A 26,073-nucleotide genomic window follows, 5' to 3' on the forward strand; every position below is an offset into this window, starting at 1 on the left:
TTGCTTTTACAGGTCTCGGCCTTCCTGTACGGAGGAGCGGGTGGCGGGGTGTTGCCAGCCAGAAATCAGGGCGTTGCGGAGAGGCATGATCTCTCTGGCCATGCAGCAGGAGAGAACAGATGGCGGGCACACCATCTTGCAAGGACCACAAGGAGCAGGGGCAGGAGGCTGCTGGTGTAGCGACCTTTGTAAAAGACTATATGAGCTTGCTGCTGCCTGCTGATCTGAACCTGCTGTGGACCATAGGGGCCATGCTGGTGGCCGTGTTGGTCCTGATGCTGCTGAGTGGTCTGACGCTGGCGTTGTCTTACACCCCGGATGCCTCATTGGCGTTTGGATCGGTTGAAGCGCTGGAGCGCCGCATGCCCTCCGGTTGGCTGTTACGCAGCCTGCATATGACCGGAGCCAGCTTTTTCATGGCGGCGCTTTATCTGCATGTGTTTCGGGGGCTGTATTATGGTTCCTATCGTGCGCCGCGCCGTGGGCTGTGGCTTATAGGTTCAGCCCTGTTGGTGATGGTGATGATCACGGCCTTTGCAGGGTATGTGCTGCCATGGGGGCAGATGTCCTACTGGGGCGCGGATGTTGCGGGCAAAGCGGTAGGCGCTGTGCCGTTGATCGGACCTGTGTTGGAACGCATTTTTCTGGGCGGAGATGCACCGGGAACAGCCACATTGCACCGCATGTTCGTGCTGCATTTTACGCTGGCCTTCAGCATTGTGGGGGCGGTGCTGCTGCATGTAGCCGTGCTGCATACCAGAGGGAGCAGCAGCCCCTCCGGCTTGCGCGGACAAAATCCGGCTCGGATGCTGCCTTTTTATCCTTACTTCACCATCAAGGACACGCTGGGCGTGGTGGTGATGGCGCTTTTGTTCACCCTGGTACTGTGTTTCTGGCCGGGTCTGATTACGGAGCCTGCCAACTATCGCCCCGCCAACCCGTTGCATACGCCTGCGGATATTGAACCGGAATGGTACTTTCTGCCCTTTTACGGCATGTTGCAGGCTGTACCCTCCAAATTTGCCGGTCTGCTGGTGTCTGCCGGGGCGGTGGCGGTTCTGTTCTGTGTGCCATGGCTGGATCGGGGGGCTGGGTGGATAGGAGAGCAGACAGGCCAGCGCTGGCTGGCACGTCTGGCGGTGAGCGCGCTGGTGGTCTCCTTTGTTATGGCGGGGCTTGCAGGCAGCCATCATGTGCAGGGCATTTGGCTACTGGTTGGCCGCCTGGCAACGGTGGGATATTACGCTTACTTTCTTGGTTTCCTGCCGTTTTATGCAAAGCTCGCTAACTGGGGAGAACGTGCGTGACCGGAACGCAGGTATTGTCCTCCTCCATTGCGCAGGCCCGTAAATGGGGGGGCGTGGCGCTTTTGCTGGGCGTAGGGCTGGGTCATGGTCCGGCGGGGTGGGCACAGTCTTTGGCACCGGCACAGGCTCCTGTTCAGAACTGGTCTTTCAAAGGGCCGCTTGGTCATTTTGATCTTGCCGCCGTTCAGCGTGGCTATGCCGTTTTTGCGGGCGTCTGCGCGTCCTGCCACGGGCTGACACAGGTGCATTTTTCTGATCTGGCAGGAATGGGCCTGACATCGGAACAGATAGCGGCCCTGGCCGAGGCATGGCAGGTGCCTTACGGTCTGGACGCGGAAGGGCGACTGAAGCACCGCAAGGCGCAGCCTGATGATGCGTTGCCGGAGCCTTATCCCAACGCCCAGGCGGCCCGTGCTGCCAACCGTGGCGCGGTGCCGCCTGATCTGTCTCGTATCACGCAGGTTTATCCCGGTGGGCCAGACCGCGTGTTTGCGTTGTTGACGGGATATGGCGCCCCGCCGTCCCATCAGAATGAGAAGGGGAGCGCTGCTGGCGAAGGTTTGGTGGGAGGGGCTTTCTCAACTGCAACGGGCGGCGCGGGGGGCTTTGCCAACCCGTATGCTATTGGGCACCGCACTGCCATGCCGCCGCCTTTGCGAGATGGCGCGGTGGTGTATGCCGATGGCACACAGGCCACTGCAGAGCAGGAAGCGCGCGATGTCACCACCTTTCTGGCATGGGTTTCCAACCCGCATGCGGATAGCAAGCGCAGGCTGGGTGTTGGCGTGGCGCTGTATCTGTGTTTTCTCGCCACTCTACTTGTGATCCTGAAACGGAGAATCTGGTCTCATGTCCGAAAGTAATGTTGTGGAACCCGTGATCGGCCTTATCGGCGGGTCTGGCCTGTATGATATTGATGGGCTGGAAGACAAGGAATGGCGCACGGTTGAAACCCCGTGGGGCAAACCGTCTGACCAGCTCCTGTTCGGTCGGCTGGATGGTGTTCAGTGTGTGTTTCTGCCCCGTCATGGCCGTGGCCACCCCATTCCGCCTTCTCGGCTGAACTACCGCGCCAATATTGCGGCCATGAAGATGTCTGGCGTGACGGATATTGTCTCGCTCTCCGCCGTGGGGTCCTTGAAGGAAGAACTGCCGCCCGGCCATTTTGTGATTGTCGATCAGTTTATTGATCGCACCATCTGGCGGGAAAAGAGCTTCTTTGACACTGGCTGCGTGGCCCATATCTCCATGGCTGATCCGCTGTGCCCGCGTATTGGCGATGTGCTGGAAGCCCAGACCAAAGCGCTTGGCATTGAGGCCACACGCGGCGGCACCTATCTGGTGATGGAAGGCCCACAGTTTTCCACTCGAGCCGAAAGTGAACTGTACCGCACATGGGGGTGCTCCGTTATCGGCATGACCAACATGCCCGAAGCCACTTTGGCCCGTGAAGCAGAGATCTGCTATGCAACCGTTGCGATGGTGACGGACTATGACTGCTGGCACACCGAGCATGACAACGTGACGGTGGAAAGCGTGGTGAAAATCATGCAGGGCAATTCCGCAAAGGCCAAGGCATTGGTGAAGGCGGTTATCCCGGCTCTCGGCAAACCGCGCCGCCTGTGCTCCGCCGGGTGTGACCGCGCGCTTGAACATGCTCTTATTACCGCACCTGAAGCACGCGATCCGGAACTGATCAGCAAGCTGAAAGTGGTAGCAGGGCGTGTTCTGGGTAACTGATCCGTCAGTCTCCCTTGCGCGTTGGCGCAAAGCAGTGAATGTTGGGCCAAATTAAAGATTGGCCTAGCATCTCTTATGTCTTCAGTTCGTTCTTCTCAGTTTTCCTCCCGACCTGTAGCCCTGGTTACCGGGGCGGCAGGGGGTATTGGGGGCAGGCTTGTCAGCCGCTTGGTGGCGGAGGGCTATCATGTGCTGGCGTTCAGCCGTAAAGGCGAACCCACCGGCCAGCCTTTTGTAACGCCTGTTGCCTGTGATCTTACTCAGCCAGCGCAGATTGAAGCGGCCGTGGCTGATCTGGCCCGCCAGAACGTGCCGTTGCAGGCTATTGTGCATTGCGCCGGGGTTATCACGCCACAGCGTATGGGCACCACGGATACAGCCTGCGTTTCCGCCCAGTTGATGGTTAATCTGGAAGCCCCAATTCTGTTGACCATGGGCGTGCTGCCGCTGTTGCCAGCAGGCGGCCATATTGTGTTTGTTAATTCCATGGCGGCCCTGGTGCCTTTGGAAGGCAGCAGCATCTATACAGCCAGTAAATTCGGTTTGCGTGGTTTTGCGTTATCTCTGGCGCAGGACGTGCAAAAATGCGGTATTCATGTTTCGTCCGTCTTTCCCGGCGCGGTGGATACCCCTATGCTGCGGCGGGAAATTGATAATGGCGGCTCTCCCCTGAATTTTGTAACGGCTCCTGCAACACCGGATGAAATAGCCGCTATTGTGCAGAAGCTTTTATGCCGCCCGCGGGCAGAAGTGTTCTGCCCCAGTTCAGACGGCATACTGGCGCAACTCATGCTGATGATGCCGCGCGTATGGCGGCTAATCCTGCCTGTGCTTTTGAAAAAAGGCCGCAAAGGCCAGAAGAAATATCTGGCAGCGCAACAGAAACCCCCGGTCTGATTTTTTGGTCGGGAAAGCCGGTTCCCGGCTCTCTTTTCAAACTGGCGGATGGTGGATAACGGGGCAAAATAGAACGCTTTACGGGGCTACATGATCAGGTGTGAGGACAGTTGGCAGCGGTTCTTCCCGTGTGCCTCTTTTGTTACGCCGCTTGTATTCGCTCTGATAAGCCCGCCTCTGCTTGGTGACTTCATACAGCATAATTCCTGAACTTGTTCCAAGGTTCAGGCTTTCAATCATGCCGAACATGGGAATGCTCACGCACATTTCGCTGCGTGCCACAGCCAGATCACTGATCCCACGCGTTTCATTTCCAAACCAGACAGCAAGCTTGGGGTAGATGGTGTAATCCCCTTCATCAAGAAAAATGCTCTTTTTCCCTTTTACATGAGGGGACGTGACAAGGGATGTGAATCCCATTTTTTCAAGATGATCAAAACAGTCTGCCGTGCTGTCAAATCGTTTTACAAACGTCCATTTGATGGCTGAGACGGATGTTTTTGAAAGTGTTTTCTGTTCCCGCAATTCCTGCCAGTCATCGGAGAGCGCTTTCTGCGGATCAACAATATAGACTTTCTCCACCCCAAGCGCATTAACATTGCGGATGACAGTGCCAATATTTTTTATGTTGCTGGGGTCTTCAAGAACCGCAATCAGATTCTGGCACCGGAAGGCCTTTATGGAATCTGCCCGTATGCGTGCGGGCTTTTTTGCTTTATCTTTTATCTCTGCATTCATGCTCACAATCTCTCTTTTGAAAATACGATGTTTTACGATGATCGGACTTTCTGCCTGAAGATTAGCCTTCAAAGTCCATATTTTTACATGAAAAATCAGCTTTGTGCTTTAAAGAGTATGCCGCAGGGAATACTTCGATCATCAGCAAACAATGATCCATAGGCAGATGAAGTATTGGAAACACTGGAAGGAAAAATTTTAACAATACTCTTTTCTCATGAAGAGAAAGATCAAGAAGATTATTGAGTGCGCATAAGACCCTTACCGTGTAGGGAAGAGTTATTGTGAAAATAAGCCTATTTACAAAGCAGGCCCTGCTCATCTGAACAGGGCCTGCGGCAAAACGGTCGGGTATTACGCTAATCAGTAATCTAGGTCGGTCGGAAAAATGATTAAAGACAGTTCTAAAACGTTACAGCAGAGCGTACGCCGACAATATTGCCGCTGTTGGGGCCAATATAATTGCCGGTTTTGTTCGTGACATCGGCGTGGGTATAGTTCAGCATCAGGCGTGCAAAGCTGAGCAGATACCAGTTTACGCCGATGGTTGCAGTCCAGGCGCGCCCACCAGTGGGGATGGAGGTTGCATCAATCCAGTCCCATCGGGCGGCAACTTCCCAGCCGCCAACCCCACCTTCTGTAACAGGATGAAGCACGCGGGGCGTTGCCCACTGCCCGGTGTGGGCGAAGTAGTTGGGTGTCTCGCCTGTCAAGAACGCGCCTGTCTGGAAACTGAAGGCCTGTTCCGTGCCTTGGGCCCCCAGATTACGCGGGCTGAGAGATAGTCCCGGTGCGGTATCACGCAGTTTCATGTGGCGTGCGCCATATTCCACCAACCCCCATGCAGGCCCCCAGATGCCGAATAGCTCCACGCCCCCGGCCATGGAGTTGGCAAGGGGAACCATTGGCCCGAACTGGAGGCCAAAAGCATCATCCGTGCGGGCCAGCAGCCGCACACGTTGTGAAAAGGACGCAGCGGGTTTGACATCTTCATAAAAGCCCCACGCGCCCAGATGGATAAGAGCCTTTTTGCTGCGCCACGGAATATAGTGGGTGCGCAGCATGTAAGTGAGGTCATCCCGCACATTGTTGGTTACGTTGGCGGTGTTGACGTCATTTCCGCTGATCTGGGTGGCCACATGCCAGTTGTCCCCAAAAATCTTGAATGCGCCGCCAAGACCGTACCAGCCCTTAACGGGAAGGAGCGCATTGGCAACAATATCGCGGTCAAGAAAGACAGTCTGATCCGATCCGGTTGAGCCATCAAAGGAGCGTTCGTTAAACTTGTTGCCCAGCGTGTATTCAACAAGGTGCTTCGCCATTTTGTCGCTCCATGTCATGAAGGCGCTCATAACGGAAAGTTCGTTGTTGGAGTAATCGCCTTCCAGAACCCAGGAGAGTTGATGGGCATTGCCTTCCACCCCAAGGCGCGCAGCGCGCAATGTGGTGCGGGAGACATTCTGCGCCGGGAAGCGGGAGCCAAAAGCCCCACCATAATCCGCCAGAATACGGCCACGCATGCGGAAGGAATATGCGTTGTCTGGCGTAGTGATTTCCGGCAGGCCCTTACCCCATTTCAGAACGAGGCCCCCAATGGTGGTGCTACGGTTGGAGGTTGGAATCTGAGACGCCACACCCATGACTGGCGCGGAGCCGGACGGCATGTTGGAAATTGCGCCAAATGACCCCGGAGCCGCCGGGGAAAGCGGATAGGCAGCATGGCGGGTGAGGTATATCGGGCTTCCTGGGGCGGGTTCGTCTCCCGCGAAGGTGACGGCTTCCTCCGGGCCGGATTTCAACACAGGCGTGGCGCGCGCAACCGATGGTGGTGGATAGAGGGCGGGGCTGCGGATAAAGGGCTTTTGTGCGGTCTGTGCGGTGGTGTGTGTTGCCGCCATGCCATGAGTGGCGGCTGTGACATGAACGGCATTTTTCTCCACCTTGGCCAAGCGGGACTGGAGTTCATGGATCTGCTGGGACTGCATTTTGACGAGGCGCGTTAGCTCCTGCACCTCCGGGTCAGTTGACGCGGCGGAAGCGTAGGAAGGATGCGTAACGAGGCCGAGCATGCCTAGGCCGAGAGTAGTAATACGAGTGCGCATGGCGGTATCTGTCAGGAGAAGAGTGAAGGCGTAACGGGTGGAGGTCATGTGAGAGGCTTGTTCTCATAGGGACGAGCCATCAGGCTGGCGGCAAGTCCGCACAGGGCGGCCAACGCCAACCATGCGCCCGGAATAGCCCGGTTGCCTGTGGCATGAATGAGCCATGTGCACACCGTAGGCGTAAAGCCACCCACGCAGGTTGCCAGACTATACGCCATGGAAAAGCCGGTTGTACGGATGCGCGGCGGCACAATTTCCGTCAGATACACAACGGCGGCCCCATTATAGATGCTGTAGATGATGGCCAGCCATAGCTCCACGGTCAGCAGGCGCAGGAAGGAAGGCGCCGCTACCAGCCAGCTCATGGCCGGATAGGCTGTCAGAATAGCCAGAACGGTGGAGGTAATCAGCAGTTTTTTGCGGCCAATGCGGTCTGATAAAGCGCCAAACACGGGCAGAAGCAGAAAGTTGGTCATGCCAACGCAAAGCGTGACAACAAGACTGTCTGTTGTGGAAAGATGCAGAACAGCACTGCCAAAAGAGGGCGTGTAGGCAGTAATGACGTAAAAGGACGTGGTGGTCATGAGCACCATCAACAGCCCGGTGGACACAACGCGCCATTCACGTGCAATGGTCTGCACAATTTCTGAAAAATGGGGCGGTTTGTGCGTGGTGGCGAAGGCTTCCGTTTCCTGCAGGTTACGGCGCAGGAAAAACAGAACAGGTACAATCAGGCACCCGATCAGAAGCGGCACACGCCAGCCCCATGCGGCCATATCCGGCGGGGCGATAAGGGTGGCCAGGGCCACGCCAATGGCGGCGGCGGCCATAACCGCGACCTGCTGGGAGGCGGACTGAAACGCAACAATAAAGCCGCGGTTATGGGGCTGGGCAATTTCCGCCAGATAAACGGACGTAGACCCCAGTTCCACCCCGGCGGAAAAACCCTGTAACAACCGCCCGCATAGCACTAGAAGAGGGGCCAGAACGCCAATGGCCGCGTAGCCTGGTGTAAGGGTGAGGGTAAGCGTGCCGATGGACATGAGGGTAAGCGTAAGAATAAGACCCTTGCGCCGCCCGATCCGGTCCACATAGGCGCCAAGCAGCAAAGCGCCCAGCGGCCGCATGAGAAACCCCGCCCCAAAGGTGGCGAAGGACATCATGAGTTCCGCATAGGGATCTGAGGAGGGGAAAAACGTACGGCCAATGGCGGCGGCGTAATAGCCAAACACCATGAAGTCGTACATCTCCAGCATGTTGCCGCTGGCAACCTGTGCCGCGGCTTTCATGCGTTCCCGTGTGGTCATAGGTTTTACGGCCATAGCACTGGATTCGGCATGAGGAGAGGCTTCCGTGTCGGCAAAGCTACCCAGGGTCGTGCTGCTTTCTGTCATGACTCATATCTTGATGTTTTTTGTTATTGAGCCCGCCTCACAGGGCGAAAGAAACAGTATAAGCACAGATAGGCGTATAATCCTCAATTAAAATAAGACAAATACAGAAAAAAACCTCAACTGTTTGTTATGAAGAGGAAAAGAAAAGGTATCAGCGTGTGTCTGTCGTCAGGTTTTTCCTGATATCTTCAGAATAAGTTTCTTCTGTCGTGGCGTTGGCCGGGCGAGAGATACGGCTATGCTGCCGTAGGGTAGGAAAATCCATTCCATCTGTCTGCAAGAGGCCCAGATCATAGGCGAGCGATGCTGTATAACCGCTCATCAGCACGCGCCAGTCCAGCCGGTAACGCAGCTTGGCCTGAGCGCGTGCCAGAATGCCGGTGGTGCAGTTGTCCGTCAGGGTGTTGTACCATGCGGGCTGGTGCGCCAGTTGGTCTATCTCCGTCAAATAACTGACAAACAACCGCTCTCTGGCCTGAGGAGAAAGAGAGACTCTGTAGAGATAGACACGTTCTTTGCGGATATCTGTTCGCACTCCAATAAGATCCCGTTCATCGGCTGTTACGTAGAACAGCTCGTAGTGATGGAAGAAACCTGCGATGGTGGAATAGGGAAACTTCTTCTGCCTTCGGGTTTCAATGGAAATGGCCAGATGCTTGCCATCATTGAACCCGAAGCTGAGAAACACATGGGCAATGCTGTCTCCCGCCCAGTAAGAGGTAATGAGGTCAAGCGAGGTCAGCTTGTCCAGATCATAATCGGCATCATAATAGCGTGGCGTATAGTCTTCGGGAGTGCGGTAAATAAAGTTACGCACATGATGGACGTGGGCAATGCGCCCCTGCATGGAGACATCGGCAGGAATGGCGTATTCTCCGGCCCAGTCCCGGTTGTTTCGCGGTGGGTCTGTTACATACCAGACAGAAAACGCCCCAAACAGGAGGAGGCGGGCTGCCGTTTTGAGCCTGCGTGAAGGAACAGGAAAGGTGCCAGCCACCAGAGCAGGAAACAGGAGCGCCAGTGTTACGCGCAGTCTGTCGGGCTCCAGGGTGGAATAGTAAAAAGCAGCAGCCCCAAACGCGGCACCAACCAGCATACAGGCAGTGACAAGCCTACCTCTCCATGTCTGGCGGGATAGCGTCACGGGTTTGGTCCCGTAGCCATACCAGTGGGGGCGGGAAAAACGGGTGCAGCAGGCTGGTTGTCATTTATGGGTGGTGCGGTGCGGGTTGTAGGCACATACTGACCGCCGAGCGTCATGATATCCCTTCTAGTCAGGAATTCTGCGGGTGGGGGCGGGTGGGGGCCGGTGTGCAATTGCTCAAGCAGAATACGGCGCACTTCCGCAATGGTGATGGGGTTGGATTGCGTGGAATGGCCAGACCGGCGGACCACCAGTTCTGAATCAACATTTTCCATATGCGCACTTTTGTAAGACACCACGCCATCATTCTGTTTTTCAAGCGGACCATCTCCCAGCACCGGAATAATGGAGTGCGCCGAGATCTGGTTGGCGACCGGAATGGTGGCTAGCGAGCGGATGAAGGAACTGCGGGGGGACATGCCATACACACTTCCCACCCGCCATGGGCGCATGTTCAGGCGGCGGATGTTTGGATCGCTCGACATGACAGCTTTGGTTACTTCCGTCACTGTAAGCGGGAAGGTGACCATGCGCCCTACCAGATGTGCCAGTGAAAACCCTGCAATATAACTGCCATGTTGAGGGGTGGAGATAAACACAACGCTTTTGACTTCAGGAGGAGGGGCCGGAAAGAGTGCTTCCTGCAACAGGGTTTTGCTGGGGGTGTTCAGGTTAAGGCTGTTCAGAGGGCGCGAGATCATGCCGTTCCATAATTTGTCTCCCGCATCAATGGCCAGCAGCTTGATCAGCAGGCCGCCCTGGCTGTGGCCAATCAGAGTCATTTCTCCCAAGGCAGGATCAGCCTGCACGCCGCCCAACTGGTGAACGGCCTGTTCAAGTGCCTTGCGGAGTTGCAGGGCGGAATAGGGAATGGGGTTGCCTGTGGCGTAGGAAAACAGCCAGAATTCGTAATTCTGACGAATTTCCGGGTCTTCCAGCAGATCATTGATCATATCGGCCCAGCGGGCGGCGCTGGAGGCTGTGCCATGCACCAGAATAACTGGACGGTGCCCATGCTGGTGGGGTTCAATGGCGATGAGCTGCGGAATGCTCCCTTGGTCAAACAGCCTTCCGTCCAGAAACCCCTTGTATTCGGTAGACCAGTCCATGGCCTCGTTCAGGCTGACGGCACGTGCGGCGGTCTGGTCATACTGTAAAGGTGCATCGTCTGGCAGGGAAGATGAGGAGTGCGGATCATCAATAGCGGTGAGGTGCAACACCGCTGTTTGGTGATCGGCCAGCACCTGCTGGCGCGGGTTGTTCATTACAAGCTGTAGATTGAGGGGAACGCGCAGCTTATCCGTAATCTGGAAAGACTGGCTTTCTTGTTTCGTCAGAAGGGGAAGGCCAGCAACGGGTTCCCCCAACCCCATATGGCGATAGATGTTTTGCACCCCACTGATGGAAAGCCGCGCCAGCGGGCGCAAATCCGTCAGCTCGTGTCCGTGCCACTGGAACGGTGTTGTGGAGGCCTCCACATCGAGCGTGCCAGACGGAAGGCTCCATTGCTGGGCCGAGAGGGTAATGGGGGTGCCCAGAGCTTCCGTCAGGCCAAACATGTAGATATCGCACGCCTGCCGCAGATGCGGGTCATACCCGCTGGGGCGGTCTGCCTCTGGTGCTGTGGGGTTCAGGTACGCATAGGCATAAAGAGCCGCAGCCATGAACTGTGCACGGTCCTGGGTTTTACGGGCGCGCTGGTAACTGAGTTCGGCCAACGCGAACAATTGATCTTCCAGCTTGTGGGCATAAAAATGCCGCTGCGTCATGACGCGCAGGGTGTCGATTGTCCGCGTGGGGTGAGATTCCCACAGTTTCAGCAGGTTCTGGCGTTGTAGGATGGTGTGAGTGGTATTGCTCAATTGCCTGCCGCTGAGGGCGCTGCGGGCGCGGTCCGTATAGGCATGTTGAAGGGAGACTTCACGGACGGAAACGGGAGACGCGCATCCGGCAAGCAGAAGCAGGAGAGCGGCAGAGGCAGCAGTTCTGGGCAAAAGGCGGAGGCGTCTGATCACGGGCACATCGCAGGGCAGAAAGGAAAAGGGCGTCTGGTTGGGTATCTGTTCTATTTCCTTCACGCCAGTGCGTCACTCAGCGGCTTTTTTCTCAGTGGCCAGACAGCCCTCCCGCGTACAGTGCCGAAAAAGAAACTCATGGCTTCCATCCCAGGACCGCTGGCGCTGCCATGGGGACCATTTGTGCCCCAGAAGGCGGCAAAGGGCACGTGATCTGAACCACCTCATCCTTTTGCTTTCTGGATCGGATTTATCTGGTTAGAAATCACAACACGGTCCTGCTTCAAATGGCGCTTATCTGGAGGTGAAGTGTAGGTCCGTATTCGCCGCAGTTCCACCCCCGTACGCCTTTTACAGGGGAACGCCCGTCCAGCGTCTCTTCTCTGCTCTGCAAGAACAGCAGACAGACTAAGCTCGACACGGAAGACGTGAAGACCCGACAGTTATTTCTAACTGAGTGATTTTATTGAATTTTAGGAAAATGGTGGAAGGAGTTGGATTCGAACCAACGTAGGCGTACGCCAGCGGATTTACAGTCCGCCCCCTTTAGCCACTCGGGCACCCTTCCGGCTTGTTGAGGAGTGAACTAAAGGCAGGGGGGAGCGTTGTCAATGGCCTGTTTTCATTCTCTTTCCTCTTTCTCCAAAAAACTTTCTCTTGAGCGGCTGGACACGGTATCGGCTTGTCGGTGATGGTGCGGCGATGCTGATTTTTTGAGCGGGAGAGACTTTTTTGAGCAAACATAGTGCGACCAAGCGGCATACTCCGCGCTCTTTGGCCGCGTTGGACACCCCTGTGGTGGCTCTGACCGCCTACACTACCCCCATGGCCAAACTGCTGGACCCGCATTGTGATCTCTTGCTGGTGGGAGATTCGCTTGGAATGGTGGTGTACGGCATGGAGTCAACCTTGGGCGTGACGACAGACATGATGATTGCCCACGGCCAGGCCGTGGTAAGGGGCAGCCAGCACGCCTGCGTGGCCATAGATCTGCCTTTTGGCAGCTATCAGCAGAGCCCGCAGCAGGCATTCCAGACCTCCGCCGAGATTATGGCGCGCACAGGAGCCGGATGCGTCAAGCTGGAAGGCGGCGTGGAGATGGCCGAAACCATCCATTTTCTGACCCAACGCGGCATTCCGGTTATCGGTCATATCGGACTCAAGCCGCAGGCCGTGCATACTCATGGCGGCTTTCGTACCGTAGGGCGGGGGAATGAAGCCGAGCAGATCATGAAGGATGCGCAGGCTGTGGCAGACGCGGGAGCGTTTGCCATGGTGATTGAAAGCACCATGGAACCCTTGGCGCGGGCCATCACGGAGAGCGTGCCCGCCCTGACCATTGGCATTGGGGCATCCCCTGCGTGTGGCGGGCAGGTGCTGGTTGGCGAGGATATGCTCGGCCTGTTTTCTGATTTCACCCCCCGCTTTGTGAAGCGATTTGGCAATCTGGGTGCAGAAGTGGACAAGGCTGCTGCGGCCTATGCAAAAGCGGTGCGCAGCCGAGCATTCCCGGGGCCGGAACAGTGTGTTGGTATGCCCAAGGAGTAGGAGGAAACCATAAAAACTGGTGAGAAATTTATAGTCCCCGCCAGTTTTTAACGTGCTGTTACCGTTCTTTCAGTCAGGCGGAAGGACAACCCGCCTTACTGGTAACGGGCAAGCCACCAGCCGTAAGATTTTGGTAAGAGAGCTGGGGCTTCCTTGTTGTGCACGGCGCGCGCTGCGGCATAAGGCCAGTGCGGGTTGGCCAGCAGGGGCCGCCCGATGGAAACCATCTCAAGGCCGCCGGTGCGGATTAGCGCATCGGCCTGTCTGCCCTCACTGATGTACCAGGAGGTGGAAACAGGAAGGCCGGTTTCCTCACCCACGCGCCGGGCCCATGGCCCCATGAACGCCGGACCCCACGGAATTTTGGCTTCCGGTGTGGAAAAGCCGATACTGACATCCAGAAAATCCAGCCCTGCTGCACGCAGTTTCTGAAGAAGGCTGATGGAATCCCGGAATGTTTCTTCATCCCGGCCATCAAATTCAATCACGCCAAAGCGGGCGGAAAGCGGCAGATTGTCCGGCCAGACTTTTCTGACAGCTTCCAGTGTTTCAATAAGGAAGCGTGCCCGATTGTCAGCAGAGCCACCATACTGGTCCGTCCGCTGGTTGGAGTGAGCGGAGAAGAAACTTTGCGCCAGATAGCCATGGGCAAAATGCAGCATGAGCCACTGGAAACCGGCATCCCGTGCGCGTTCTGCGGCTTTGACAAAATCGGCTTTCACGCGTGCAATATCATCCAGCGTCATCTCGTGGGGCTCGCGCGGCAGGTTTGCCCCGAAAGCAACGGATGAGGGGGCAATAGGCTGCCAACTGCGGGGATCATTTTCCGGAAGATGGTCATCACCTTCCCACGGCACATTGGCGCTGGCCTTGCGGCCTGCGTGCGCAATCTGGATTCCGGGCACGGCGCCTGCCTTGCGGATGCTTTCCACAATGGGAGCAAAGGCGGCAGCCTGTTCATCATTCCACAAGCCAAGGCAGCCCGGCGTGATGCGCCCTTCTGGAGAAACCGCAGTGGCTTCCACCACCACAAGGCCGGAACCACCACGCGCCAGAGAGGCATAATGCACGCTATGCCAATCATTCGGTACCCCGTTCTGCGCCATATACTGGCACATGGGGGCTACCATGATGCGGTTGCGCAGGGTGATGTCCTTGAGGGTATAGGAGTCGAAAAGACCAGCCATGAAAAGCACCTTTTGTTGGAGTCAGTCTGGTAAGTGTATAGTTCGACTATAATCGAACTATTGAAGTCCGCAAGGGGCTGACAGTAAGGAGAGGATATGAAGCAGTATGAGCACCCTCCGGCTGATGCGTTTGAACTGACGGCAATCCTGCACGCGCTGGCAGATCCGTATCGTCTTTCCGTGGTGCGGAGGCTGGCGCAGGCTCAACCCCAGCCTTGTGCGCCGCTACAGGCGGGACGGCCTAAATCCTCCACCTCTCATCACTTCATGGTACTGCGGAAGGCAGGAATTGTGCGGACGGAGGTTGTGGGCACCACCCACATGAACAGCCTGCGTGATGCAGAACTTGAAGCCCGCTTTCCCGGCCTGCTGGCCACCGTGCTGAAAGCTGCTGCAATGACACCATTGGAGGCTTGTGTTCCCGCTGCTTCCTGACATGCGTGAGCCGTGAGCCGTGAGCCGTGAGCCGTGAGCCGTGAGCCGTGAGCCGTGAGCCGTGAGCCGTGAGCCGTGTTAGGGCACCAGTACGGCTGCGCCATCAAACCGCCCGTGGCGTAGATCATCCAGTGCCGTGTTGGCGTCTTTCAGAGCATAGAGCGTGGTGGTTGTGTGAATCCCGATTTTGGGGGCGAGTGAGAGGAATTCCAGCCCATCCTGCCGGGTGAGGTTGGCCACGGAAACAATCTCCCGTTCTTCCCACAGGCTATCATAAGAAAATGCCGGAATCTCGCTCATATGAATGCCCGCACACACAACCTTGCCGCCTTTGCGGAGGGTTTTCAGAGCGGCTGGCACCAGACTGCCAACGGGTGCGAAAATAATGGTGGCATCCAGTTGTTCTGGCGGACGCTCATCAGACCCTCCAGCCCAGCTTGCGCCGAGTGCGCGGGCAAAATCCTGCGTTTTGGTATCGCCGGGGCGTGTGAAGGCGAAAACCTTCTTTTTCTGCCAGACCAGAACCTGCGCAATAATATGAGCCGCAGCCCCAAAGCCATACAGACCGACTTTCTGTGCATTGCCCGTTTTGGCCAGAGAGCGCCAGCCGATCAATCCGGCACAGAGAAGGGGAGCCAGTTCCACGTCTGATCCCTCTTCTCCTAACGGAAAGGCAAAACGGGCATCGGCCACGGCTTGCGTGGCGTAACCGCCATCACGCGTGTAACCGGTAAAGACTGGATGATCGCACAGGTTTTCATGGTGACTGTCACAATAGGGGCAGTGGCCGCAGGTGTGGCCCAGCCACGGAATACCCACCCGTTGCCCTATAGCCAGAGAGGAAACGCCTATTCCTAGCGCGTCCACACGCCCGATAATTTCATGTCCTGGCGTTATGGGGAGGGTAGGGTGGGTCAGGTCTCCGTCCACAACGTGCAGATCTGTGCGGCAGACACCACAGGCCAGCACCTTGACCCTGATCTCACCGGGGCCGGGGGTAAGGTCTGGCAGTTCTTCCCACAGCAAAGGGGTGCGGGGCTTGTGCAGACGCATGGCGAACATGAGACAAAATGCCTTCTTCATGCAAAAGAGAACACAATGGTCTTACACCAAGGACATTGTGTCCTTGATCCTGCTCATTGCTGTGCGAGTGGACTGTTCAGCAATGGAACGGCGCGGCCTCCGGCCTGTTGGGTGCTGGCCTGCACCTGCACACCCAGCACCTGCCAGTCATCCTGCGTTTTTGTAAGCACCGGCGCACCGCTGCTGCCGTGTGTGCCCGCGCAATCATGTGTGAACAGTGTATGGCCGCTCAGATCCTGCGAAAGGCCGGTAATGTGGCAATTCAGATCAGCAGTGATGATGTTGGGCTGGTTCTGTTCATAGCCGCCCAACAGGACGGGGGTGCCGGGCGTTATGTCCGCCGGTCCTGCCGTTACATGAAAGACGTTCTCGGGTCTGGCGATGGGATGATCAAGCACCAGTGTGGCATGATCCTGCCCAGCGGTGCGGGCTTCCTCAGCAGTAGTATAACCGGGGGGAATCATCACGCGCACCACGCGGGCGTGGGCGGTGTAATGGTCTCCACTGTAAGCGAGAAGAAAATGCACGCTTGAGGGGCGGATAAACCGCTTCGTAGGGGAAAACCACAGACAATGGGCGGCTGTTTCTACCAGAACGGGGCTGATCAGAAAGCCCGTGCAGCGGCTCCCCAGTTCGGTCTGCACCCGGCCAATGGCGGACCATGGCATCTGGCCCGTATCCACCCGCTGGCGAGGGTCTTCTGTCCCCACGCCGGGCAAATGAGTGCGATAGGCTGGCCCCTCTGCATGTGCCGAGGGAAACGCCAGTCCCAGAAAGAGCACGCCCGCCAGTGGAATGCCCTTGGGAACGTGTTTGCCGTGAAGCCCAAAAGCGTTGGTGCGAATGAAAAGCTGACGAGGGAAGAAAGTTTTTTCTAAACGGCAGGCAGAAAAATGGTGTCGCCTGCCGCGTGGCAAAAGGGAAAACAAATGGCGGATTTTATGCGCCATAGCCCTGCGGGTGAACTTTACGCCACGCATAGGCAGTTTCCACAATCCGATCAATATCCGTAAATTCCGGAGCCCAGCCAGTTGCTTCAATCAGGCGGGCAGGGCTGGCAACCAGACAGGGCGGATCACCCGGACGACGATCGCCCGCCTTCCAAGGCACTTCCAGGCCGGTGACACGCGCCACACTTTCAATAATTTCACGGTTGGAGTTGCCGCGTCCGGTTCCCACGTTGAAGGTCACACTTTTCTCGTTCAGCAGCGGCAGAACGGCCAGATGAGCGCGTGCAAGATCGGTCACATGCACGTAGTCACGAATACAGGTGCCGTCTGGTGTGGGGTAATCCTGCCCAAACAGGGTCAGGGCCGGGCGGCGCTGGAGAGCCGCGTCAATGACCAAGGGAATCAGATGTGTTTCGGGCCGGTGATCTTCGCCCGCACGGCCTGCCGGGTCTGCCCCAGCAGCGTTGAAGTAACGCAGGCACGCGCTCTTCAACCCATGGATACGGTCGGCCCAGTACAAAGCGCGTTCAACCATGTATTTGCTCTCACCATAAGGGGAGCCGGGGTCAACGGGTGTATCTTCACTGATGGGCGCATCTCCCGCGGAACCGAACAGGGCGGCGGTGGATGAGAATACAAACCGTTTGATGCCGTGACGCACGCAGGCGTCAATCAATCCGAACCCGATGCCCGCATTGGCGGACATATACAGCATGGGGTCCTGCATGCTTTCGCCCACCAGAGAAAGGGCGGCAAAATGCAGCACACCATCCCAAGGGCCGTCTGCCAGAACCTTGTTCAGGCACTCCAGATCCGCCAGATCTCCATGAACAAAACTGGCCTGTTCGGGCACAGCAGCCCGGTGGCCGGTGCGCAGGCTGTCAAACACCACCACGTCATGCCCGTCATCCAGCAAGGCAAGAACAACGTGGCTGCCAACATATCCGGCGCCACCGGTCACAAGAAAACGGGCCATGTAGAATGCTACTCACACTTATGAAAAAGATGACGGAACCTTAAGGTATTTCATCACCAAGGCGCAAGCGGCGGCGTGCGATCAGAAAGGTTTCAACAGCCGATCCAGATAGTCCAGTTCCTGTTGCGGGCGCGTGCGGTCTGAATCACGGCGGCGGAGTTCCTGCTCAATGTCACGCGCACGCTGGCGGGCGACGTTGTCAGGCACGTGCGTGCCATCATCCGGGGCCTGATCTCCCCCTTCTCCCAAGCGCCGCCCCAGTGGGTCACGCTTGCCTTTCTGCTGGTCCTGTTCGTCATTTTCGTCCGCATCGTCGGATGGGGTTGAGCCATCGTCCCCGCTGCTGGTGCTACCTTGGCCCTGCTGGCCGCTCCCCTCTCCATTGCCGCCAAAAGCGGGAATAAAGCTGGGGGCTCTGCTTTTGCCATCGCCTTTCATGGCGTCCTGCATCTGCTGGCGGCCTTTGCGCAGAGCCTCCAGCGCTTTTTCCTGCGCCGTGGCGGCTGCTGAATCTTCTCCATCGCTCAATGCCGTGCGGGCGTCCTTCATGCTTTTTCGGGCATCATCAAAAGCGGGTGGCGTTTTGCCTGTCAGTTCCTTGAATTCATCTTTTAGTTCATCCAGCGCCCGTTCCAGCGCGTGCTGGGTGGCGCGGTCCGTCCGGCGGGCGGCAGCCTGCTCTTCCGCTTTTGCCGGGTCGATCATCGTCTGCGCGGAAGGTTCCTGTTGTGTCGGCGAAGGCTGGCCGGGGTGAGGGGGGGCACCACCCGGAGGCCCGTCCTGCTGGTCCGTGCCGGGAGGGACAGGCAGGCCGAGCTTACGGAGAAGCTCGGAGGTAGACATGCTGCCGTAATCCTGATCCCCATCACCGCCATCATCTTCCAGCGCGTTCTGCTGCCGGGCCTGCGCGCGCAGCACCTCATCCAGTCGGGATTGCGCGTGATCCAGCAGGGAGGTTTGCTTGCTGGTGAGGTCTCTGAGCGCGGCGGCCTGTTCGCGCGCCTTCTGCTGCGCCACCATCTGGCGGGCAAGGGCGGCCATGTCCTGCGGGGTGGCGTTGCGCATCCGCTCCGTGGCGTCTTCCATCTGTTGCAGGCGCTCCAGCGCATCGCCAGAACGGCCATTGGCGGCATCATTCTGCAACTGCTTCATCAGCTTGGAAAACGCCTTGTCCCCCGCGCGGGAGAGGCCGGGCAGATCAGGAATGGCGGTGTGGTCCCGCAGAGCCTGCGCGGCTAGGGCCTGCATCTTGCGGGCAATGGCGTTCTTCAGGGCTTTCAGTCGGTCTTCCAGTTCCTCACGCGCCTGCTGATCCTGTTTGCCGTCTTCGCGCATATGGCGGAGTTGCTGTGCCACGGCAGCTTGTGCGGCGCGAGCATCAATCGAGGCCTGTGCGGACGCATCATCCCCGTTGCGCCGATCCTCAATATCCAGCGCCAGGTCCCACATCAGGCCAACGGCCCCGGTCCGGGCAGTTTCATCGCTGATATCAGCATTGTCCAGCATGGCGACAATGCTGGTGAGGTTCAGGAACATGCCCGTATGATCATTGATCGGGCCGGGTGTTTCACCTAGGGCGGCGAGGTCCGTTGCCGTACCGCTGCGGCTTTCACGCTCCAGCGCATAGCGTTTGCGCAGATCCAGCACCGCGCGCGCCACCGGCGAATGGAAGACGCGCGCCCCAAGCCGGAATGTGACGCTCTGGCTTTTCCCTTCATGTCCGCTGATGGACTGGGCAACCACCCGGCCCGTAACGTCTTCTCCCGCCCATGGGTCTTCCGACAGATCAGGAGAGACAACGCCTTTGACAGATTTTGGGTGGCCGGAAAGCGGAAGGGGAACGGTGAGGGTGCGGGATGGACCGCGTCCCGGATGCACCAGATGCAACTGCACGGTAAGGGATGAAAGACCGTAAGCATGCGCCGCCTCATACGGCAGACGTGTACGCCAGTCCCCTTTGCCAGCACCGGGGTTGGGGCCCCATTTGGCCGTGGGGGCTGCATCCGGCAGCACCGTAACGGGCCATTGCGCGAGTGTACGGCCACGCCCAGCCAGACGGATTACGCCGGTATGGTCCAGCGTGACTTCCAGCTTCCAGCTTCTGGCATCCAGTTTCTGGTGTTGCTCCTCTTTCAACACCATACCATGTGCGCTGCGCACAACCGGATGGGTGGAAAGGCCTGTGACTATGGCTGTCAGCCGTGCGCCTTCCGGTACCGAGGGAGCAGTGCGTCCATTGCCCAGAAAAATAGGGGCATCCGGCGCGTAAGAGGGCGGGGTAATCCATGCTTCCACATGGGGCATGGGTACGTTCGGATCATCCCGGCCGGGGATGAAGGCAGCCAGCACACGGCCCGGTGCCGTAGGGCCCGCCACAATGCCTGCGGAAACCAGCGCCAGTACAAGGGCACCAGTGGCGATACGGCGGACAGGTGTTGCCGGAATAAGATTAGGCCACCCCGCACGCAGGCTGCCAAGAGAGGCCAGAATCCGCTGCTGATGCGCCTCCCATAGGGAGAGCGTGCCAGCATCCACAGCCCCGGCAGGTTTATCTGTCAGGGTGGCGAGAGGCTGGTTATGTAAGCCGGAGGCGCGTTCAATACGCCGGTCTATGGCGTAACGGGAAGGGGGGCGCAGGGCTGACAGGTCACGCTGTAGCCGCCAGCCGCAGAGGCTGAGCCAGCCAGCCACCGCCACCAGCCGCAGGCCATCGGGTAGGTGTTGGGGCAGGCGAAGCAGCCCCGCCAGACAATAAAGGCCCAAAAGCCCGGCTGTGGGCTGAAGAGCAGGCCATAGACGTTCCACCCGCAGCACAAGGGCCGCGTGTTTGCGGGCAGAGGCAAGCCGCGCGGCCAGCGCGCCGTCCTGCGCCGTGGTGGAGGCCAGATCGTGTTTCAGATCACCTGTCTTCATACGGTCCCGGCGAGATGGGAGGGCACAATTTCATCCTGCCATAGTTCTTCAACGGTCTGCCTGCTGCGGATAACCTGCCATGTCGCATTGTCCACCAGCACTTCCGCCGCCAGTGGGCGGCTGTTGTAGGTGGAACTCATAACAGCACCATAAGCGCCCGTGTCCAGAATAGCTATGCGGGAACCGCGCTGCATGGGGGGCAATAGACGATCCCGTGCAAAGGTATCACCACTTTCACACACCGGGCCAACAACATGCGCGTGGGCCGCGGGCAAAGCGGCCTCATGCGCGCTGAGCGGCACAATGCCATGCCATGCATCATACATGCTGGGGCGCAACAGATCATTCATGGCGGTATCCAACACCAGAAATGGCGCTTCGTTTCCGCGTGCCTTGTGCAGGATGACGCTTCCCAACAGCACACCCGCCGGGCCGATGGGCCAGCGGCCCGGCTCAATGGCCAGACGCACGTTCAGATGCCCAAGCTCCGCCTTTATGGCTCCGGCCAATGCTTCCGGCTGGCCCTCAGGCTCATTGCGGTAGGAAATGCCAAGGCCGCCGCCGCAATCAATGACTTCCACCGTCTGGCCCGCAGCGCGGACGGTCTGCACCAACTCCGCTATGCGTGCATAGGCGGCGCGATAAGGGGCTGTGGAGAGAATCTGACTGCCAATATGGGTGGAAAACCCCACGGCCCGGATGCCGGGCAGGCTGGCTGCGTGCGCGTAGAGAGAGGCCGCATCATGAAACGGAATGCCAAATTTGTTCGCCGCCAGCCCCGTGGTGATCTTGGCATGGGTTTTGGCATCCACGTCTGGGTTGACGCGCAGGGTTATGGTGGCAGTGCGGCCCAGCTTTTGGGCAATGGCGGAAATAACATCCAGTTCTTCCGCACTTTCCACATTGATCTGGCCGACGCCCAGCCCAATGGCCTGTTCCAGTTCTGCGTCTGTTTTTCCCACGCCAGAGAACACAATCCGTTCGGCTGGCATGCCAGCCTTTATGGCACGGGCCAGTTCTCCGCCGCTGACAATATCCGCACCAAACCCCTCGGCGCGGAGAAGAGACAGAATGGCCAGATGATCATTGGCTTTGACGGCGTAATGGATGGCGACATCCAGCCCGGCCTGCTGCATGGCAGACTGCATACGGTGCATACGGCTGCGGAGCGTGTTCCCGCCAATCACCCAACAGGGCGTGCCCACGGCATCGGCTATGGCGTTCAGGGGCACGCCTTCCAGCATCAGGCCGCTATGAACATCCATTTTCAGGTGCGGATGCGTGGCCAGAAGCTCTGCAACGGAAGGGTCTGCATCAGTATAGGGAAGAACGTCGGCCATTGGATGAGGGAAGCCTTGAAGTCGAATAAGAAACTGCGGCTTCTGTCAGAATGCCGCAGCGTGGGAGAACGGAACAGCACAGCGATATTCCCGCCACACATACCGTTTTTGATATGTATGCCGGAAGTATCACCCCGGATCATGCCAGACTCACCTGCCTTTGCCCATGGTGCAGTGGGGTGAAGGCAATGGCAGGCAGTGTTTTTTCAGGCTTAATCGTTCGGCGGATAAGTCCGCGGGTAGGTAATCCTGTCCGATGGGCCGGGCGCATGGGGCGAGCCCTTCTTGCCGCATCCGCTCAAAGGCAGAGCAAGGAGAACAAGCGCCAGAAAGCCCAAGGTGAAACGTGTCATGCCTGTGGCGTCCTTTCCGGGCTATTTGGCCGCGCTATTTGCGGAGGTGGAAGGTGCATCCGCCGCAAGGGCTTCCTGCCATTTCCGGGCTTCCCGCAGAACATTGGTGGAGGCGGTGCCGCCCTCGCTGGTGCGGGAGGCAATGGAGGCTTCAACAGTCAGAACGGAATAGATGTCATCCGTAATGCCCGGTTCTTCCGCCTGCATTTCAGCCAGAGAAAGATCCGCCAGATCAACGCCCTTTTCTTCAGCCTTGGCGACCAGCCGACCTGTTACATGGTGTGCGGTGCGGAAAGGCACCTTGAGCACCCGTACCAGCCAGTCCGCAATGTCTGTTGCCGTGGAGTAACCCGAGCCTGCCAGAGCCCGCATCTGCTTTGTGTTGGCCGTCATGTCCCTGATCATGCCGTCACAGGCGGCAAGAGACAGGGTGGCGGCATCGGTCGCAGCAAAAACGGGTTCTTTGTCTTCCTGCATGTCCTTCGCGTAGGCCAGCGGCAGGCCTTTCATCACCGTCAGCAGGCTGACAAGGCTGCCGGTAATGCGGCCCGTTTTGGCGCGTACCAGTTCGGCAGCATCCGGGTTGCGCTTCTGCGGCATGATGGAGGAGCCGGTGGTGAACGCATCGGATAGGCGGATGAAGGAGAAGGGGGAAGAACACCAGATAACAATCTCTTCCGCCAGCCGGGAGAGATGCATGGCCATGATGGACAGCGCAGACAGATATTCCAGCGCAAAATCTCGATCAGACACGGAATCGAGCGAATTGGCGGTCGGGCGGTCAAAGCCCAGCAGGCCAGCGGTCATGCTGCGGTCAATGGGGAAGGACGTTCCCGCCAGCGCGGCGGACCCCAGTGGGCATTCGTTTAGGCGTTTGCGGGTGTCAGCCAGACGGCCCCGGTCACGCGCCAGCATTTCCACATACGCCATAAGGTGATGGCCAAACGTGACAGGCTGCGCGGTTTGCAGATGCGTGAAGCCGGGCATGGGGTCTGCGGCGTGTTCTTCTGCACGGCGGGCAAGGGCCCGCATCAGGGAGGCCACCTGCTGGTCCACCCCGTCAATGGCGTCACGCACCCACAGGCGGAAATCTGTCGCCACCTGATCGTTACGGGAGCGGGCGGTATGCAGGCGTTTGCCAGCCTCGCCAATCCGGTCGGACAGGCGCGCTTCGATATTCATGTGAATATCTTCCAGCGCTTCTGAAAATTCAAACCGGCCCGCTTCAATATCCTGCCCGATGGCGGTCAGCCCATTGCGGATGGCGGTTTCATCATCCTTGGAGATGATGCCCACATGCGCCAGCATGGCTGCATGGGCGAGTGATCCCGCAATATCCTGTTTCCACAGGGCTTTATCAAAGCTGATGGAGGCGTTGATGGCCTGCATGATCTCTGAAGGGCCACCGGCAAAGCGGCCGCCCCATTGCATGTTGGCATCTTTCTGTGATGCGGTTTCTGTCTTGCTTGCGCTGCTCAGAGACATGTCATGCCCCAACCCGTGTCCTTAAACCTGATACGAAAGCACGCACCCTACTGATGCGTGCCCTGTGGCGCAAACGCTAGACGCAGGGCATGATGCATTCCAAGCCTGTTGTGGGGGCGGGGCTGCCCTGTTGCGCGGAATGGTTTCTGCCCGGCAGGAGAGGCCGTATTCTGCGCAGGAACAAGGACTTGAATTTCAGGAGTATCTTATAATGACTGCCACAAAAAACCTTGAAACCTTTGGTGTGATTGATCCGGGCACCAACATCCTGCTTGAAGTGATTCGCTCCCCCAGCGCTATTGAAGCCGTAAAGCGGCTGGAAGAAAAAATGCGGGGCGCGGAGTATGTGGCATCTCGCACCTATGCGCAGGGCGGGGAAGAATCGCTCAACGGCACGGACCCCGTTTATTGGGTCTATACGCTTGACGACTCCGGCCTGGACGCCGAAGGCCTGACCCGTGATGATGCCGGTCTGGTGCGTGAAAGCGCCGATGAAGTGGGTGTGTTTGTCTCTTCTCCCAAAGTGACAAGCTGAGACGTACACTTAAGCCGTTAGCCGGAGCAGGCTGGCGGCTAAACCGCAGGCAAGACGCAGGCCGCAAAGGGGTAGTTATGGCGGAAGGGTGTTCACAGCTAACCGTTTCAGCCCTTTGTTTCGCGGAGAAGACCTTTCTTGATGGGGCGAGGGCTTGGGCTCCAGCAAGGTGAGAGAATTATAGGAATAAAGTAGGGTTGAGAGACGGCATGACGGGCGAGGTAGTAACGGGCACAAACGCGAAGGAACCGCCATGCGTGGCCGTTTACGGAACGGATGGCGGAGGCCCGTTTGTGTTGGTCAGCGATCATGCCGGGCGTGCCGTGCCGTCTTATCTGGGTGATCTGGGCGTGAGCGCTGCAGAGCGTGCCCGCCATATCGGGTGGGATATCGGGATTGATGGTGTGGGGCGCGCCTTGGCGCAAAAGCTTCAGGCCGTGCTGATAGAGCAGGTTTATTCGCGGTTGGTGATTGATTGTAATCGCGCACCCGGCCACCCAACCTCTATCGTCAAAATCAGCGATGGCACATCTGTTCCGGCCAATCAGGATCTGACAGCGGAGCAAAGAGCGTATCGGGAAAATACCATTCTGCACCCGTATCATGCCCGTATCGCACAGGAACTGGATGCCCGCCTGAAGGCAGGGCGACCGACCGTGGTGGTAGCGCTGCATAGCTTTACACCGGAAATGGGCGGCTTGAAGCGTCCGTGGCAGGTCGGGTTGCTTCATAATCATGATAAACGGCTGGCCGTTCTTCTGATGGATCTTCTACGGAAGGAAGGCCTGACCGTAGGCGATAATGAGCCTTATGCGCTGACCGATACGTCTGATTACACTATTCCCACGCATGGAGAAAAACGGTGCCTTCCCCATGTGGAAATTGAGATCCGGCAGGATCTGATCGCTCATGTGGCGGGGCAGGAAGAATGGGCGACCCGGCTCGCACGGCTTTTGCCTGAAGCATGGGCCGGTTTCTGCCAGATATACGGGACCACAACGGATGAGCAGACCGATGCTAAAGGGGTGATAGCATGAACTCACACCCGAAAATGCTACCGTTGCCCCGCCAGATTGTAACGGGCAAGGCCCGGCTGGCAGGTGTGCTTGGCTGGCCTGTTTCTCACTCCCGTTCACCAACGTTGCATAATTACTGGCTCTCCCGTTACCGGATTGATGGAGCCTATGTGCCTCTGCCCGTGGAGCCTGCCCATTTTGTGCAGGCGGTGCGGGGCTTACAGGCGGCAGGGTTTCGCGGGGCCAATGTAACCCTTCCTCACAAGGAAGCCGCCTACGCCATAGCCGATGATCTGGACCATTCGGCCCGACGTGCGGGGGCCGTGAATACGCTGCTGTTTCAGGCCGACGGGCGTATTCGTGGGGTCTCCACGGATGGGGATGGTTTTGTAGCCAGCATGGAAGCGGAAGGACTGGCCCCCAAAGGGCGTGCCCTTCTGCTCGGGGCGGGTGGTGCGGCCCGCTCGGTCGCCGCAGCCTTGCAGGATCATGGCATGGAGGTGGCTGTGACCAACCGCACGGCGGAGCGCGCGGAAAAACTGGCCGAGGCTCTGCCGGGGCTGGGTGTGGTGCCGTGGTCCGTATGGGAGGAGCAGCTTGGCGCGTATACCCTGCTCATCAACACAACGTCTCTGGGCATGGAAGGAGGGCCAGACCCGATGTTCCGGCCAAACCTGCATCATGCTGCTCGGCATCTGGTGGTGGCGGACATTGTTTATGTGCCGCGCCTGACACCTTTGCTGGCGGAGGCGGAACAACACCGCCTCAAAACACTGGGAGGGTTGGGTATGCTGTTGCATCAGGCGCGGCTGGGCTTTCGGGAATGGTTCGGGCATGATCCGGATGTGGACGCTGATCTGGAAGCCTACGTGCGCGCCAGCTTCTAAAAGGGGCGAGGCATAACGTGCGTACGCA

General features: G+C 58.1%; 22 protein-coding genes and 1 tRNA gene. 9 read left to right on the forward strand and 14 right to left on the reverse strand.

Annotated features, from left to right (window positions below; all coding sequences use genetic code 11):
- Positions 1 to 119: 119 nt before the first annotated feature.
- From AD944_RS14660 to AD944_RS14675, 4 genes are all read left to right on the forward strand, one after another.
- Positions 120 to 1,307, forward strand: coding sequence for a cytochrome b (locus tag AD944_RS14660; RefSeq protein WP_045542359.1), 1,188 nt, complete (start codon positions 120 to 122; stop codon positions 1,305 to 1,307).
- Positions 1,304 to 2,170, forward strand: coding sequence for a cytochrome c1 (locus AD944_RS14665; protein ID WP_052427168.1), 867 nt, complete (start codon positions 1,304 to 1,306; stop codon positions 2,168 to 2,170). Before AD944_RS14660 ends, AD944_RS14665 begins: the two co-directional genes overlap by 4 nt.
- The gene (locus AD944_RS14670; protein ID WP_045542358.1) at positions 2,157 to 3,047 is read left to right on the forward strand and encodes an S-methyl-5'-thioadenosine phosphorylase; all 891 of its coding nucleotides are present in this window, start codon (positions 2,157 to 2,159) and stop codon (positions 3,045 to 3,047) included. Before AD944_RS14665 ends, AD944_RS14670 begins: the two co-directional genes overlap by 14 nt.
- A gap of 75 nt (positions 3,048 to 3,122) precedes the next feature.
- Positions 3,123 to 3,944: an SDR family NAD(P)-dependent oxidoreductase gene (locus AD944_RS14675; RefSeq protein WP_035379281.1), complete on the forward strand. Its 822-nt coding sequence runs from the start codon at positions 3,123 to 3,125 to the stop codon at positions 3,942 to 3,944.
- Positions 3,945 to 4,022: 78 nt separating this feature from the next.
- On the opposite strand, the gene AD944_RS14680 is transcribed toward AD944_RS14675, so the two are convergent.
- The 6 genes from AD944_RS14680 to AD944_RS14705 form a co-directional block, all read right to left on the reverse strand.
- The gene (locus AD944_RS14680) at positions 4,023 to 4,682 is read right to left on the reverse strand and encodes a TrmH family RNA methyltransferase (RefSeq protein WP_045542414.1); all 660 of its coding nucleotides are present in this window, start codon (positions 4,680 to 4,682) and stop codon (positions 4,023 to 4,025) included.
- Positions 4,683 to 5,086: 404 nt separating this feature from the next.
- A complete protein-coding gene (locus AD944_RS14685) occupies positions 5,087 to 6,832 on the reverse strand; it encodes an OprO/OprP family phosphate-selective porin (protein WP_045542357.1) in 1,746 nt (581 codons plus the stop codon).
- The gene (tcuC, locus tag AD944_RS14690) at positions 6,829 to 8,178 is read right to left on the reverse strand and encodes an MFS transporter (RefSeq protein WP_269448333.1); all 1,350 of its coding nucleotides are present in this window, start codon (positions 8,176 to 8,178) and stop codon (positions 6,829 to 6,831) included. The genes AD944_RS14685 and tcuC overlap by 4 nt, the downstream gene beginning before the upstream one ends.
- A 151-nt stretch (positions 8,179 to 8,329) precedes the next feature.
- A complete protein-coding gene (locus AD944_RS14695) occupies positions 8,330 to 9,274 on the reverse strand; it encodes an Lnb N-terminal periplasmic domain-containing protein (RefSeq protein WP_045542356.1) in 945 nt (314 codons plus the stop codon).
- Between the two features lie 44 nt (positions 9,275 to 9,318).
- A complete protein-coding gene (locus AD944_RS14700; RefSeq protein WP_052427170.1) occupies positions 9,319 to 11,337 on the reverse strand; it encodes an esterase/lipase family protein in 2,019 nt (672 codons plus the stop codon).
- A 482-nt stretch (positions 11,338 to 11,819) separates the two neighbouring features.
- Positions 11,820 to 11,905, reverse strand: a tRNA-Tyr gene (locus AD944_RS14705).
- 164 nt (positions 11,906 to 12,069) lie between these two features.
- On the opposite strand from AD944_RS14705, the gene panB reads away from it, so the two are divergent.
- Positions 12,070 to 12,885 carry a 3-methyl-2-oxobutanoate hydroxymethyltransferase gene (gene panB, locus AD944_RS14710; protein ID WP_045542355.1) on the forward strand — a complete coding sequence of 272 codons (816 nt, stop codon included), beginning with the start codon at positions 12,070 to 12,072 and terminating at the stop codon, positions 12,883 to 12,885.
- A gap of 95 nt (positions 12,886 to 12,980) precedes the next feature.
- Here the strand turns inward: panB and AD944_RS14715 are convergent, their stop codons facing one another.
- Positions 12,981 to 14,072 carry an NADH:flavin oxidoreductase/NADH oxidase gene (locus AD944_RS14715; protein WP_045542354.1) on the reverse strand — a complete coding sequence of 364 codons (1,092 nt, stop codon included), beginning with the start codon at positions 14,070 to 14,072 and terminating at the stop codon, positions 12,981 to 12,983.
- Between the two features lie 96 nt (positions 14,073 to 14,168).
- On the opposite strand from AD944_RS14715, the gene AD944_RS14720 reads away from it, so the two are divergent.
- Complete coding sequence (locus AD944_RS14720; RefSeq protein WP_045542353.1) at positions 14,169 to 14,507, forward strand: ArsR/SmtB family transcription factor; 339 nt, start codon at positions 14,169 to 14,171, stop codon at positions 14,505 to 14,507.
- Positions 14,508 to 14,585: 78 nt separating this feature from the next.
- On the opposite strand, the gene AD944_RS14725 is transcribed toward AD944_RS14720, so the two are convergent.
- The 7 genes from AD944_RS14725 to argH form a co-directional block, all read right to left on the reverse strand.
- Positions 14,586 to 15,569, reverse strand: coding sequence for a zinc-dependent alcohol dehydrogenase family protein (locus AD944_RS14725; RefSeq protein ID WP_045542343.1), 984 nt, complete (start codon positions 15,567 to 15,569; stop codon positions 14,586 to 14,588).
- A gap of 74 nt (positions 15,570 to 15,643) precedes the next feature.
- Positions 15,644 to 16,570, reverse strand: coding sequence for a trypsin-like serine peptidase (locus tag AD944_RS14730; RefSeq protein ID WP_236709208.1), 927 nt, complete (start codon positions 16,568 to 16,570; stop codon positions 15,644 to 15,646).
- Positions 16,530 to 17,516 carry a UDP-glucose 4-epimerase GalE gene (gene galE, locus AD944_RS14735; RefSeq protein WP_035377557.1) on the reverse strand — a complete coding sequence of 329 codons (987 nt, stop codon included), beginning with the start codon at positions 17,514 to 17,516 and terminating at the stop codon, positions 16,530 to 16,532. Before galE ends, AD944_RS14730 begins: the two co-directional genes overlap by 41 nt.
- An 81-nt stretch (positions 17,517 to 17,597) precedes the next feature.
- Complete coding sequence (locus AD944_RS14740; RefSeq protein ID WP_045542342.1) at positions 17,598 to 20,429, reverse strand: DUF4175 domain-containing protein; 2,832 nt, start codon at positions 20,427 to 20,429, stop codon at positions 17,598 to 17,600.
- Positions 20,426 to 21,769, reverse strand: coding sequence for a diaminopimelate decarboxylase (gene lysA, locus AD944_RS14745; protein ID WP_045542341.1), 1,344 nt, complete (start codon positions 21,767 to 21,769; stop codon positions 20,426 to 20,428). Before lysA ends, AD944_RS14740 begins: the two co-directional genes overlap by 4 nt.
- Before the next feature lie 212 nt (positions 21,770 to 21,981).
- Positions 21,982 to 22,122, reverse strand: coding sequence for a hypothetical protein (locus AD944_RS17120; RefSeq protein WP_166443778.1), 141 nt, complete (start codon positions 22,120 to 22,122; stop codon positions 21,982 to 21,984).
- A 21-nt stretch (positions 22,123 to 22,143) separates the two neighbouring features.
- Entirely contained in the window at positions 22,144 to 23,607 is a 1,464-nt protein-coding gene (argH, locus tag AD944_RS14750; RefSeq protein WP_039903223.1) for an argininosuccinate lyase, read from the reverse strand.
- 211 nt (positions 23,608 to 23,818) lie between these two features.
- Here argH and AD944_RS14755 point away from each other — a divergent pair, with 211 nt between their 5' ends.
- The 3 genes from AD944_RS14755 (at position 23,819) to AD944_RS14765 (ending at position 26,045) form a co-directional block, all read left to right on the forward strand.
- Positions 23,819 to 24,142: a hypothetical protein gene (locus tag AD944_RS14755; RefSeq protein WP_035377564.1), complete on the forward strand. Its 324-nt coding sequence runs from the start codon at positions 23,819 to 23,821 to the stop codon at positions 24,140 to 24,142.
- Positions 24,143 to 24,351: 209 nt separating this feature from the next.
- A complete protein-coding gene (locus AD944_RS14760) occupies positions 24,352 to 25,179 on the forward strand; it encodes an N-formylglutamate amidohydrolase (RefSeq protein ID WP_045542340.1) in 828 nt (275 codons plus the stop codon).
- Positions 25,176 to 26,045, forward strand: coding sequence for a shikimate dehydrogenase (locus AD944_RS14765; RefSeq protein WP_179946478.1), 870 nt, complete (start codon positions 25,176 to 25,178; stop codon positions 26,043 to 26,045). The genes AD944_RS14760 and AD944_RS14765 overlap by 4 nt, the downstream gene beginning before the upstream one ends.
- Positions 26,046 to 26,073: the final 28 nt, after the last annotated feature.

The sequence above is a fragment of the Acetobacter tropicalis genome, assembly GCF_001580915.1.
In the GTDB taxonomy this organism is placed as follows: Bacteria; Pseudomonadota; Alphaproteobacteria; order Acetobacterales; family Acetobacteraceae; genus Acetobacter; species Acetobacter tropicalis.

Bases quoted from the DNA above. Each gene is read 5' to 3' on its own strand.
- AD944_RS14660 (WP_045542359.1), top strand. From the start codon at position 120: ATGGCGGGCACACCATCTTGCAAGGACCACAAGGAGCAGGGGCAGGAG.
- AD944_RS14670 (WP_045542358.1), top strand. From the start codon at position 2,157: ATGTCCGAAAGTAATGTTGTGGAACCCGTGATCGGCCTTATCGGCGGG.
- AD944_RS14675 (WP_035379281.1), top strand. From the start codon at position 3,123: ATGTCTTCAGTTCGTTCTTCTCAGTTTTCCTCCCGACCTGTAGCCCTG.
- AD944_RS14680 (WP_045542414.1), bottom strand. From the start codon at position 4,682: ATGAATGCAGAGATAAAAGATAAAGCAAAAAAGCCCGCACGCATACGG.
- AD944_RS14685 (WP_045542357.1), bottom strand. From the start codon at position 6,832: ATGACCTCCACCCGTTACGCCTTCACTCTTCTCCTGACAGATACCGCC.
- tcuC (WP_269448333.1), bottom strand. From the start codon at position 8,178: ATGACAGAAAGCAGCACGACCCTGGGTAGCTTTGCCGACACGGAAGCC.
- AD944_RS14695 (WP_045542356.1), bottom strand. From the start codon at position 9,274: ATGCTGGTTGGTGCCGCGTTTGGGGCTGCTGCTTTTTACTATTCCACC.
- AD944_RS14715 (WP_045542354.1), bottom strand. From the start codon at position 14,072: ATGGCTGGTCTTTTCGACTCCTATACCCTCAAGGACATCACCCTGCGC.
- AD944_RS14720 (WP_045542353.1), top strand. From the start codon at position 14,169: ATGAAGCAGTATGAGCACCCTCCGGCTGATGCGTTTGAACTGACGGCA.
- AD944_RS14725 (WP_045542343.1), bottom strand. From the start codon at position 15,569: ATGTTCGCCATGCGTCTGCACAAGCCCCGCACCCCTTTGCTGTGGGAA.
- AD944_RS14730 (WP_236709208.1), bottom strand. From the start codon at position 16,570: ATGCGTGGCGTAAAGTTCACCCGCAGGGCTATGGCGCATAAAATCCGC.
- galE (WP_035377557.1), bottom strand. From the start codon at position 17,516: ATGGCCCGTTTTCTTGTGACCGGTGGCGCCGGATATGTTGGCAGCCAC.
- AD944_RS14740 (WP_045542342.1), bottom strand. From the start codon at position 20,429: ATGAAGACAGGTGATCTGAAACACGATCTGGCCTCCACCACGGCGCAG.
- lysA (WP_045542341.1), bottom strand. From the start codon at position 21,769: ATGGCCGACGTTCTTCCCTATACTGATGCAGACCCTTCCGTTGCAGAG.
- AD944_RS17120 (WP_166443778.1), bottom strand. From the start codon at position 22,122: ATGACACGTTTCACCTTGGGCTTTCTGGCGCTTGTTCTCCTTGCTCTG.
- argH (WP_039903223.1), bottom strand. From the start codon at position 23,607: ATGTCTCTGAGCAGCGCAAGCAAGACAGAAACCGCATCACAGAAAGAT.
- AD944_RS14755 (WP_035377564.1), top strand. From the start codon at position 23,819: ATGACTGCCACAAAAAACCTTGAAACCTTTGGTGTGATTGATCCGGGC.
- AD944_RS14760 (WP_045542340.1), top strand. From the start codon at position 24,352: ATGACGGGCGAGGTAGTAACGGGCACAAACGCGAAGGAACCGCCATGC.
- AD944_RS14765 (WP_179946478.1), top strand. From the start codon at position 25,176: ATGAACTCACACCCGAAAATGCTACCGTTGCCCCGCCAGATTGTAACG.